This window comes from Candidatus Hydrogenedentota bacterium (assembly GCA_012730045.1).
Classification (GTDB): Bacteria; Hydrogenedentota; Hydrogenedentia; order Hydrogenedentales; family CAITNO01; genus JAAYBR01.
In genome coordinates, this window is record JAAYBR010000098.1 from 21,864 (window position 1) to 32,726 (window position 10,863).

At 68.5% G+C, this 10,863-nt stretch carries 7 protein-coding genes; 2 read left to right on the forward strand and 5 right to left on the reverse strand.

Features of this window, described 5'->3' with window-relative positions; all coding sequences use genetic code 11:
- Positions 1-30: 30 nt before the first annotated feature.
- The 4 genes from GXY15_10110 to aroA are packed head-to-tail and all read right to left on the reverse strand — an operon-like array spanning position 31 to position 5,078.
- A complete protein-coding gene (locus GXY15_10110; protein NLV41564.1) occupies positions 31-690 on the reverse strand; it encodes a hypothetical protein in 660 nt (219 codons plus the stop codon).
- Entirely contained in the window at positions 687-2,102 is a 1,416-nt protein-coding gene (locus tag GXY15_10115) for a DUF502 domain-containing protein (GenBank protein ID NLV41565.1), read from the reverse strand. Before GXY15_10115 ends, GXY15_10110 begins: the two co-directional genes overlap by 4 nt.
- Positions 2,099-3,748, reverse strand: coding sequence for a chorismate synthase (aroC, locus tag GXY15_10120; GenBank protein ID NLV41566.1), 1,650 nt, complete (start codon positions 3,746-3,748; stop codon positions 2,099-2,101). The genes GXY15_10115 and aroC overlap by 4 nt, the downstream gene beginning before the upstream one ends.
- Before the next feature lie 34 nt (positions 3,749-3,782).
- Positions 3,783-5,078, reverse strand: a complete 1,296-nt coding sequence (gene aroA / locus GXY15_10125) for a 3-phosphoshikimate 1-carboxyvinyltransferase (GenBank protein NLV41567.1) — start codon at positions 5,076-5,078, stop codon at positions 3,783-3,785.
- A gap of 187 nt (positions 5,079-5,265) precedes the next feature.
- Between aroA and GXY15_10130 the strand changes: the two genes are divergently transcribed.
- A complete protein-coding gene (locus tag GXY15_10130) occupies positions 5,266-8,598 on the forward strand; it encodes a hypothetical protein (protein NLV41568.1) in 3,333 nt (1,110 codons plus the stop codon).
- Between the two features lie 70 nt (positions 8,599-8,668).
- On the opposite strand, the gene xylA is transcribed toward GXY15_10130, so the two are convergent.
- A complete protein-coding gene (gene xylA / locus GXY15_10135; protein ID NLV41569.1) occupies positions 8,669-9,985 on the reverse strand; it encodes a xylose isomerase in 1,317 nt (438 codons plus the stop codon).
- A gap of 199 nt (positions 9,986-10,184) precedes the next feature.
- On the opposite strand from xylA, the gene GXY15_10140 reads away from it, so the two are divergent.
- Positions 10,185-10,460, forward strand: a complete 276-nt coding sequence (locus GXY15_10140) for a (2Fe-2S) ferredoxin domain-containing protein (GenBank protein NLV41570.1) — start codon at positions 10,185-10,187, stop codon at positions 10,458-10,460.
- Positions 10,461-10,863 lie beyond the last annotated feature (403 nt).

Genomic DNA, 10,863 nt, shown 5'->3' on the forward strand with positions numbered 1-10,863 from the left:
CCCGATTCCCCCGCGACCGTCACGCGGGGGTCAGCCTGCGGGCGCGGTCTCTGCGGGCGGGGCCGCCGCCGCGGCGGGCTGCATCATGGCCTCTGCGGGCGCGCTGCGCAGTTCACCGCCCGTTTTGCGGAAGACCGCCTGGGCGCGCAGGGCCGCGGGGGCCGACGCCGCTGCGTCGGGCACGGCGCGGAAGGTGAAGACAAAGGGGAACACGGGGGGCTGGATCCACGCGAAGGTGATCTCGCCGCGCGTGCCGGGTTTCGGGGCAACCACGGGCCGGTCGCCGCCCACGGCCTCCTGATAGGCCCACCCCGGCGGCAGGTCCTGCATCAGGCCCAGCGCGGTGACGGGCCCGTCGCCGGAATACTCCATGAGCACCGTGATGTCCGCAGGCTGTCCCGGCGTGAAGGCCGCGCCGTCCCCCACGAACTCCAGCAGGATCTCCGTGGAAAGCGTGTAAGGGTCCGCGGGCGGGGCGGCGGGCGGCGGCGCCGGCTTCGGCGGCGCGGGCACGGGCACGGGGGCGGCGGGCATGGGAGCGGCGGGCGCAGGGCCTGCGGGGGCCTCCCCCTCGTCCACGCTGACGGGGTTGGCGGATGGGGCGGAGGCGTCCCTGGCGGGGATCCAGACCAGCCACGCGCCGACGGCAACGAGTCCGGCGGCAAATCCCAGGACGTACCAGCGCTTCATGGCGTCTCCCCCCGATCCTCTTCCGCGCGCGTTCCGGGCATCCTCACGGACTCGGTCTCAAAGCGGTCGGGGGCCAGTATGCCTCCGGAGACAATCGCCTTCACCGCGTCCTCCACCGTCATCCGGCACACAAGGACATCCTCCTCGGGATACAGCTCCAGCATGCCCACGGTGATGTTGGGGGTCGTCGGCAGATACACGCGCTGGTACACGGTGCCGCCCGCGTCGCGCGCGGTTCCGATGAGGAAACCGAGGCAGTAGGCCCCCCGGAACGGGAACGGCACGAGCACGGGCACCTTTGCGGTCTCCCCGGCATTTTGAAAGGTCAGCGCCTCCACCATCTGCTTGGACGCCCCATAGATGGTCTTCACCAGGGGCAGCTGCTCGATGAAGAACTCGCCCATCTGCACCAGTTTGCGGCCGAGGAAGGCGGTGGTGACCGCGCCCACGAGGTACACCCCGGCGATGAAGGCCGCCACGGACAGGACGGTGACCACCTGCGCGGGAAAGTCCCCGAAGGCCGACTGGGCGAGGGGGGTCAGTTTTCCGATGCTGATGTTGTAGATGAAGCGGATGACCATCACCGTGATCACGATGGGCACGATGAGCAGCAATCCGGAGAGAAGGCGGTTCCGCACCAGCACGCTCACGCGCCGCCCAAGGCGCCGTGCGCGGCGGCGGAGTTTCATCGCGGGCTGCGGGTCGGCGGGGTCATCCTCGTCCCGCTCGGCGCCCACCTCGGGCAGGAGGGCATCCACATCCGAGATGGGGCGCATGTCCATGTCGGACGGCATCAGGATGCCCCCGGACAGGGCGGATTTCACAGCGTCCTCCACGGAGATGCCGGACGAGTACACGTTCCCCGCCGGATACAGGACAAAGTAGCCGCTGGTCGGGTTCGGCGTGGTGGGAACGAAGACGCGCACCCGGTCCCCCACGCCCTCCACATGGGACTTTCCCGTCAGAAACCCCAGGGAAAAGACGTTGCGCGTGGGGAAACTTACCAGCACGGCGGCCTTGTACTTGACCTGCTCCTCGCCGGGGCTCATGGTCTCCACCACCTGCTTGGCCGCCCCGTAGATCGTCTTGACCACGGGAATCTTCTGGAGGACCAGCTCCAGCAGGCGGATGAGGCGCTTGCCCAGGGCGGCCCGGGCGACCACGCCGAGCACGAAAAGCGCGGCGAGAAAGAGAAAGACGGCGGCCAGCACCACCGCCGCGTCGGGAAGCTCCCCGGCGACGGGGCGCACGAAGGGGACCAGCCGCGCTGCGGTGAACCGGTAGATGAAGACCACGGCGTAGAGGCTGATGCCCAGGGGCACCACCACCAGCAGGCCGCGGAAGAGATAGGCCTGGAGGCGCGCCGCGACCCGCGCGCGAAACCCCTTCTTCACTTCGGGGGCGGGACTCATTTTTTGGCCTTTCCGTCCGTGTCCCCGCAGGGCGGAACGGGGCGCGCGCGCCACTCGGGGTTGATCCGTTCCTGCACCTCCCAGGCGTCCAGAATCACCAGCGCCGCCATGTTCTCCACCACCGGCACGGCGCGCGGGACGATGCAGGGGTCGTGCCGGCCGAGCACCTCCACCTCCACCGCATTGCCCTGGAGGTCCATTGTGCGCTGTTTGGAGGCGATGGACGCCGTCGGCTTCACCACAATGCGCAGGATGACGGGCTCGCCCGACGAGATGCCGCCGAGGATGCCGCCGTGGTGGTTGGTGACGTGGCGGCCGTCCGCCATGGCGTCGTTCGCCTCGCTGCCGCGCATGCGCGCGAGGGCGAAGCCGGATCCGACCTCCACCCCCTTGATCGCGCCGATGGTCATGATGGCCGACACCAGCCGCGCGTCGAGTTTTCCGAACACGGGATCGCCGAGGCCCGGCGGCAGGTTGTGTATTTCAAGCTGGATGATCCCGCCCACGGAGTCGCGCAGGCCGCGTGCGTCGAGGATGGCCTTCTCCATGGCCGGGGCCGCGTCCGGGTCCGCGCAGCGCACGGGGTTGGACTCGATGGTTTCGTAGTCGCATTTTTCCGCGCGGATGCCCGCCACCTCCACCGCGTGGGCCACGATGCGGACACCCTCGGCCTCCAGAATCTTTCGCGCCACGGCGCCCGCAGCCACGCGGCAGGCCGTCTCGCGGCCAGACTGCCGCCCGCCGCCGCGGTGGTCGCGGTGGCCGTACTTGCTGTAGAAGGTGAAGTCGCCGTGGCCGGGGCGGAACAGGTCCTTCAGGGTGTCGTAGTTTATGGAGCGCTGGTCTTCGTTGCAGATGACCATCGCGATGGGCGCGCCGGTGGTTTTGCCCTCGTAGACCCCGGAGAGGAGGTGCACCCGGTCCGCCTCGCGGCGCTGGGTGACCACTTTGCTCTGGCCCGGCCGTCGGCGGTCCAGCTCCTTTTGGATGTCCTCCTCGCTGATTTCCACGCCCGGCCGGACGCCGTCCAGCACCGCGCCGACGGCCTTTCCGTGGCTCTCGCCGAAGGTGGTCACGCGGATGACCTCGCCGCAGGTGTTCGCCGCCGTCTGGCGCACCGCCAGCTCCTCCGCCACCAGGTCACGGAGCGTCTCCGCCAGTTCCTCCGGCGCGGCGGAGGTGGTGTCCAGCACAAGGTCCGCGAAGGGCCGAAGCACCTCGTCCCGGTGACGGGTCTGCTCCTGGAAACGGTCCCGCCCGTCCGGCACCTCCAGCCAGGGCGGCAGCCCGTGCTTCGTGGCGCGCTCCCAGAGGACCTCCTCCTCCGCGCGCAGGTAGACCATCACCGCGCCGAGGCGCAGGGCGCGCCGGGTCTCCGGGTCGAGCATGAGCCCGCCGCCGGTGACCACCACGGTGAAGTCCCGCCCCGCCGCCGCGAGGGCCACCTCGCGTTCCAGCGCGCGGAACGGCGCCTCCCCCACCGCGCGGAAGATTTCCCGGCAGGTCTTCGCGAGCCCCGTGCGGGTGCGGTAAAGGGCCTCTATCTCGGCGTCCGTGTCAAAAACGTTCAGGCCGGTGGCCGAGGCAAAGGCTCCGCCGACGGTGCTCTTTCCCGTGCCCTTCTGACCGAAGATGACGATGTTCATGGGAAACGTCCTTTCGTGCCCGGCGGGGGGGCGCTCAGGTTCCGCCGTTCTCTTCCGTCTTCTCCAGGCGGCCGCCCAGGGCGGCCACATGGTCGGGAAACTTGGGATACGTGACCTCAACGGCTTCCGCCGCCCGAATAATGGTCTCGCCCGCCGCGCGGGTTCCCGCGACGGCGAGGGCCATGGCAATCCGGTGGTCGTCGTGGCTCTCCACCATGGCGCCGCGCAAAGGACTCTCCGAAACGACGAGTCCGTCGGGAAGCTCCGTGATCCGCGCCCCCATCTTCTCCAGCTCCCGGCGCATGACGGCGATGCGGTCGGTCTCCTTGAGGCGCGCCTGGGGCACGTTCACCAGCCGGGTCTCCCCGGCGGCGAAACAGCCCATCACCGCCATCATGGGCAGGGCGTCGGGGGTGGCGTTCATGTCAATTTCGACGCCGCGCAGCGCGTCGGCGGAAACGCGCACGCCGTCGCCCTCCACGGACACCCGCGCGCCCATGGCCCGCAGGTATTCCACCACGGCCTTGTCGCCCTGGGTGTCCGTCATGTCCAGGCCGCGGCAGAACACCTCGTTGTCCGGCAGGGCCCCCGCGGCCAGAAAGAACGTCGCGGAGCTGAAGTCCCCCGGAATGTCGCGGTTGACCGGCTGAAAGGACTGTCCGCCGGGGATGTGGTACTCCATCAGGGAGGGGTCGGTGTGGACCGTCACGCCCTGCCGGGCGAGCCAGTCCAGGGTCATCTCCACATAGGGTTTCTCGTTCAGCAGGGTCACCCGCAGCCGCGTGTCGTCCGGCGCGAGGGGGCAGCAGAACAGCAGGGAGCTGACATACTGGCTCGTGACGGCCTCCAACTCGGCCTCGCCGCCGGACAGGGCGCCCTCCACCACGAAGGGGGGGGTGCCCGTGCCGCGCGTGGAGCGCACCGAGGCGCCCAGGGCGGTCAGGGTCTCGGCCAGGGGACCGCAGGGGCGCCGCCGCACCTGGGCGTCCCCCGTGAGCACCACCGCGCCCGGCCCGTCGAGCAATGCCGCCGTGCCCAGGGCGATCCGCATGGTCGTGCCGGAGTTCCGAACGTCAATGACATTCTCCGGCACACGGGGCCGGCCGCCCAGCCCGCGCACGCGCCAGCGGTCGCCCTCCTCCGTGATTTCCGCGCCCAGCAGCCGGTAGGCGTCGCGGGCGGCCAGGGCATCCGCCGACACCAGGGGCCGTCCGATGACGCTTTCCCCCTCCGCCAGCGCGGCCACGCACACCGCCCGGATCGTGTGCGATTTCGATCCGGGAATGCGCACCTCCCCGCGAAGGGGGGAACTGTTTATCCGAAATTCCATTATGGATGTCCTGAATGCCGGGGCACCGGGGTGAAACCGCGCGAAATCCGTGAGAAAAGATTAATGGTTTGAGCGGCGGCGGCGCAACTTTCCCGGCGGAAACAGGCGCAAAACGCCGCGCTTTCTTGCACAACGGCCCCGGAAAAAGGTTTCATATCCCTGAATCCAACCACGAAGGAGTTTTTTCATGCGGTCTTTCTTTCTGATGATCCCGCTGCTTCTCGCCGCCGCCGCGCAGGGGCAGCCCCTGGCGGGGCTCTACGGCGTGGAACTGGACGGGTCCCCGTGGGGACCCGTGGCCGGGGCGGCCGCCGCCGCCTTCACTGAAGCGGGATACACGGTGGAGCGTCTGCCGGAAGATTTCTTCTCCGGCGGAACACCGCCGGACCTCTCCCGCTTCGCGGTGCTGGTGCTGCCGGATGCCGGACGCCTTCCCAAGGATGCGTTGTCCGCGTTGGAGGCCTTCGCACGGCAGGGGGGAGGCATCGCCGCGCTGAACACGCCGCTGGGACGGGAGGCGCTGGTGCCGCTGAACGGGCGGTGGATGACCGTGCCCGCCTTCCGCGAGGCCTACGCGGCGGAGACGCCCAAGACGCCGCTGGTGGATTTTGCCGCCGAGGACATCTCCACCTGGCGGCCGGGTTTCCGCACGGCGGAGATGGCGGGGAAACACACGGTGGCCAACGGCGCGCTCCTGGTGGAAATCGCCAAGATGGACGGGTGGGACACCTTCGCCAAGGACTTCGCGTCGTCCCCCTTTCCCGGCGGGCACACCGCCACCCTGGTCCGCGCGCGCGCCGTCCGCAACGCCACCCATCTGGCGGTGGAGTGGACCGAGGCCGACGGATCCCGGTGGATCGCCTCCATGCCCCTGTCCCCCGAATGGCGGGACTATGTGCTCACGCCGGAGGACTTCCATTTCTGGGAGAGCGTGCCCGCGCGCGCCGGCACGGTGTTCAACCCGGAGAACGCCCGCAGCCTCACGCTGACCCAGGCCTTCACCCACACGGGCTACGCCGACCGCGACCTGGCCTACGAGGTGGCGACGGTGCACACCGCCCCGCTCTCTGAAGAGGCCTCGGCCGCCCTGCGCGGCCACAAGCCCGTGAAACTGGAAACGCTCTGCCCCGCGTACAAGTTCTTCCCTGTGGCCGACACGGCGCGCATGCGCGCCCGCGGGTGCCTGGAGGGGATCGGCGACCCGGGCCTGCCCGGCGCGTTCATGGGGCTGCACCCGCGCCCCACGCCCAACGGCTTCGACAAGGGGCGCGCGTATGCCTGGGAGCCCCTGCTGGCCGCCGAGTCCGCCTCGGGCGACTACCGGGGTGCCGTTGCCGCGCTGATGACCCATGCGGACGGCCCCTTTAAGGGCTCCCTGTGGGCCTCCTTCGCCGTGCAGGACCCCGCATGGTACCTGTCTCCGGCGGGGGGCGAAGCCCTGGCCCGCACGGCGCGGCGCATCAAGGAACCGGTGGTGCTGGTGGACGGCGGCGCGGACTTCTTCACCTGCCTGGAGGGGCAGGAGCTGCGTCTGGGCGCCACCCTGTTCAATCGCGGCCCGGAGGCCGTGGAGGGGCTCCGCGTGACCGCCTCCCTGACGGTCGGCGGCGCGGCACCGTTTGAGGCGGCCGAGGACGCCGTGCGCCTCGCGCCGGGGGAATCCCGGCAGATCGCGTTCCCCGTGCCCGCCTTTGACGGCGCCGCGACGGCCTCGGTGCGTGTGGAGCGCGGCGGGGAGACGGTGGCCGCCGCGGCGCACGAGGTGCGGGAATGGAAACCCCGCGCAACGCCGAAGTACGTCACGGCGGCGGACGGGCGCTTCGAGCTGGGCGGCGCGCGTTGGCGGCCCCACGGCATCAACTACATGCCGTCGTCCGGCGTCGCCACGGAGGACCAGCCGTATTTCGAGCGCTGGCTCAGCCGCCGCTCCTACGACCCGGAGGTCATCCAGCGCGACCTGGAGCGCTGCCGGAACATGGGGTGCAACGCCCTCTCCGTCTTCCTCTACTACGACGACCTTAAGGCGCAGAACCTGCTCGACCTCCTGCGGCGCATGGACGCCCTCGGCATGAAGGCAAACGTGTCGTTGCGCCCCGGCACACCCATGGAGTTCCCCTGGGAACAGGTCCGCGAGATGATCACGTGTCTCCGCCTCGCGGAAAACGACACGGTCTTCGCCTACGACCTGGCGTGGGAGCCCCAGTTCCGCCCCTCCGAGCGCGACCCGTTCAACAAGGACTGGGAGGAGTGGATTATCGAGCGCTACGGCAGCCTGGAAAACGCCGAGAAGGACTGGGGCGCTCCCGTGCCCCGCGACGCCCGGGGAAACATCACCAACTTCACGGAGGAGATGATCGGCGTGGAGGGGCCGTGGAGCCCCATGATCGCGGCGTACCGCCGCTTCCTGGACACGCTGCTCTACGCGAAGTACAGCCGCGCCCGCGACCTCATTCGGCGGATTGACCCGAACCACCATGTGAGCTTCCGCATGTCCATGGCGGGCGACCCCACGGACACCCAGCGGAATACCATGCTCTACGACTTCGCGTACTTGGGCGGCGCGGTGGACCTGTTTGAGCCCGAGGCCTACGGCCGCATCGGCGACTGGGAGCGCGTGAAGCCCGGGGCCTTCACCCAGACCTACGCCCGCTGGGCCAACCCCGCCCTGCCCATGATCTGGGCCGAGGCCGGGGTCCATGTGTGGGACATGGCGTCCATGTCCGTCCCGGAGGACAAGCTCGCCTTCCAGGAGCGGTTCTACACCGACTTCTACCGGATGGTCCTTGAGAGCGGGGCGGACGGCGTCCTCTGGTGGTGGTACCCCGGAGGCTTCCGGTCCAACGAGAACAGTGACTACGGCGTGATCAACCCCGACGGCACGGACCGTCCGGTGACGGCGGTGATCCGCAAACACGCCCCGCTGGTGGAGAACGCCCCCGACCCCGCGCCGGAGGATCTGCGGCTCGCCTTTGACCGCGACAGCCACACCAACGGCCTGTCCGGGGTGTACACCGCCCTGCAGGGGGAGTACTGGGACGCCGTGACGGCGGGGAAGACCCCCGGCCTGCGCACGGAGGGCACGGGCACCACATCGGCGGACTGCCCGCTCGTGGCCGTCGGCAACCGTCCCTGCACCGGGTCAAACCCGCCCAAATATCTTGATGCGTTTTTTGATGCCGTTCTGACCGGCGGAGGAAAACTGCTGGAGAGCGGCGCGACGGTGTCCGCCGCCGACCTGTCGCAGACCCCCTTCCTGGTGGTGACCCTGACCAATCTTGGCGAGGCCGCCCTGCTGGGCGGCGTGGACGCGGCGGGCCCCGGGACCGTCATGCTGACCGTGACGGCGGGAGGGGCGGCGGAGTCCGTGCCCCTGCCCCGGACGCTGGCCCGGTTCGAGCGGACCCGCGTGCGCGTGCCCCTGCCGAAGGGATGGCAGGCCCCCTGCGACTTGGTCCTCTCGCTGGAGGCGCGGGAACGGACGCCCTTCGGGCCGCGTCCCCGGATTTCGGTTGCCCCCTGAGGTGTGCTGAAAACACACGCGGGCGCGGGGAAGACTCCCCGCGCCCGCAATCTTTGGGCGTCCGCCGGAATCAGCGGATGTAGTCGTTGAGGATATTCTCCAGGTACTCCTGGCGGCCGCTGACGATCTTCGGCTCGCCGTTCTTGACGGTGTACGCCTCCAGATCGGCGAAGCCCACCTTGCCCTCCTCAATCAGCTTGCCGATGCCCTTGTTCCACCCGGCGTAGCGCTTCTGGACGAACTTCTCGATGGCCTTGTCCTTCATCAGGCGCGCGGCGATCTTGAGGCCCCGGGCGAAGCAGTCCATCGCGCCGATGTGCGCGTGGAACAGGTCTTCGGTGTCAATGGACTGGCGGCGGATGTGCGCGTCGAAGTTGAGGCCGCCCGTCTTGAACCCGCCGTACTTCGTGATGATGTACATCGCGAGGGAGGTCTCGTAGAGGTTCGTCGGGAACTGGTCGGTGTCCCAGCCGAGCATCTCGTCGCCCCGGTTGGCGTCCACGGACCCGAGGATATTGTTGGCCCCGGCGTACTCCAGCTCGTGCAGCAGCGTGTGCCCCGCCAGCGTGGCGTGGTTCGCCTCGATGTTGAACTTGAACACGTCGGCCAGCCCGTACTTCTGGAGGAAGGCGTGGCAGCTCGCCGAGTCGAAGTCGTACTGGTGCTTCGTCGGCTCCTTCGGCTTGGGCTCGATGTAGAACTGGCCCTTGAACCCGATCTTCTTCGCGTAGTCCACCGCCATGTTCAGGAACAGGCCCAGGTGGTCCAGCTCGCGGCCCATGTCGGTGTTCAGGAGGGTCTCATAGCCCTCGCGGCCGCCCCAGAACACATAGCCCTGGCCGCCGAGATACTTGGTGACCTCAAGGGCCTTCTTGACCTTCGTGGCCGCGAAGGCGAACACGTCCGGGGAGGGGTTCGTGGACGCGCCGGACATGAACCGGGGGTGCGAAAAGAGATTGCAGGTGCCCCAGAGGAGCTTCACGCCCGTCTCCTCCTGCTTCTTCTTCGCCAGCTTCACGATGTGGTCGAGACGCTTGTTTGTCTCGGCCAGCGTGTCCGCCTCCGGCGAGATGTCCGTGTCGTGGAAGCACCAGAAGCCCACGCCCAGCTTCGTGAAGAACTCGAAGGCCGCGTCCAGCGTCTGCTCGGCGACCTGGAGGGGGCTGTCGCCCGTGTTGTAGGCGCGGTTGTAGACCGGCGCGCCGAACATGTCGGCGCCGGCCGACTTGAAGGTGTGCCAGTAGCACACGGCAAAGCGCAGGTGGTCGGCCATGGTCTTCCCCATGACCTTTTCCTTCGGGTTGTAGTGCTTGAAGGACAGCGGGTTCTTGGAATCCGGCCCCTCATACTTCACCTTGCTCTGGACTTCGGGGAAATAGACGGTCATGCCATGGTCTCCTGTTTTTGGCGGTCTCAGTTGCTGCGTGCCCCACCGGACTCCTTGGGGAAGGGCGGGACTTCTTTTAGGAACGCGCTCCACCATACCCCCGATTCCCGCCCCGTTGCAAGCGCCGAATAATTCCAGGGGCCCCGGCGTTTCCGTACAGGCGGCGCGCGGAACGCGTCCCCAGGCAAGGAGCCGCAGCGTGGAAAAGAAGAAGGCGAAAGAGGACGGGTGCGTGGTGTTCTGCGGGGGGAAGGGCTGCCGGAAGGCCGGCGGGGACCGCGTGCGCAAGGAGCTCGAAAAACTTGCGGAAAAGGAAAAAGTGCGCCTGACCGTCGCAGAGACGGACGACTGCATGGGGAAATGCCCCCAGGGGCCCGTAGCCGTGGTGTGGCCCGCCGGGAAATGCTGCGTCGAACTCTCCAAAAAGGACGCCGAAAACCTGCTGGAACTGGCCACCGCCAGGAAAGGCGAGTAGGCGCTGCTTCCCTGATTCCCGAATATCACGCCGTGAGAACCGGGGCCGTGGCGGGCAAGAGATGGCTTTGCTTGGCTGCCAAGAAAGAGCAGGGTTTGCCGGGGCAGCCGCACCCTGGGATCGCCAAGCTTCCCCTTGGCTTTCGGGGAAACACGGATCGAACAGGCCCGCGCGGAAGAACCCAAGAGGCCAGGCTGGAGCCTGGCGATTCCAGGGGCGCGTGGTTTGGGGGATGGAGGCAGCCGGGGCCGTGGCGGGAACGAGATCGCTTCGCTGCGCTGCTAATGAAGTAAGTCGGCGAGAACGCCCGCAAAGTAGACGCGCCATCTTGGCGCGTTCTTGGGGTTTTCGTTGGCTCAAAGAACGCGCCAAGATGGCGCGTCTACTTTCCGGCCCTCCCGCA

Excerpts from the sequence above, each read along its gene's own strand:
- GXY15_10130 (NLV41568.1), top strand. The coding sequence starts at position 5,266 with ATGCGGTCTTTCTTTCTGATGATCCCGCTGCTTCTCGCCGCCGCCGCG.
- aroC (NLV41566.1), bottom strand. The coding sequence starts at position 3,748 with ATGAACATCGTCATCTTCGGTCAGAAGGGCACGGGAAAGAGCACCGTC.
- aroA (NLV41567.1), bottom strand. The coding sequence starts at position 5,078 with ATGGAATTTCGGATAAACAGTTCCCCCCTTCGCGGGGAGGTGCGCATT.
- xylA (NLV41569.1), bottom strand. The coding sequence starts at position 9,985 with ATGACCGTCTATTTCCCCGAAGTCCAGAGCAAGGTGAAGTATGAGGGG.
- GXY15_10115 (NLV41565.1), bottom strand. The coding sequence starts at position 2,102 with ATGAGTCCCGCCCCCGAAGTGAAGAAGGGGTTTCGCGCGCGGGTCGCG.
- GXY15_10110 (NLV41564.1), bottom strand. The coding sequence starts at position 690 with ATGAAGCGCTGGTACGTCCTGGGATTTGCCGCCGGACTCGTTGCCGTC.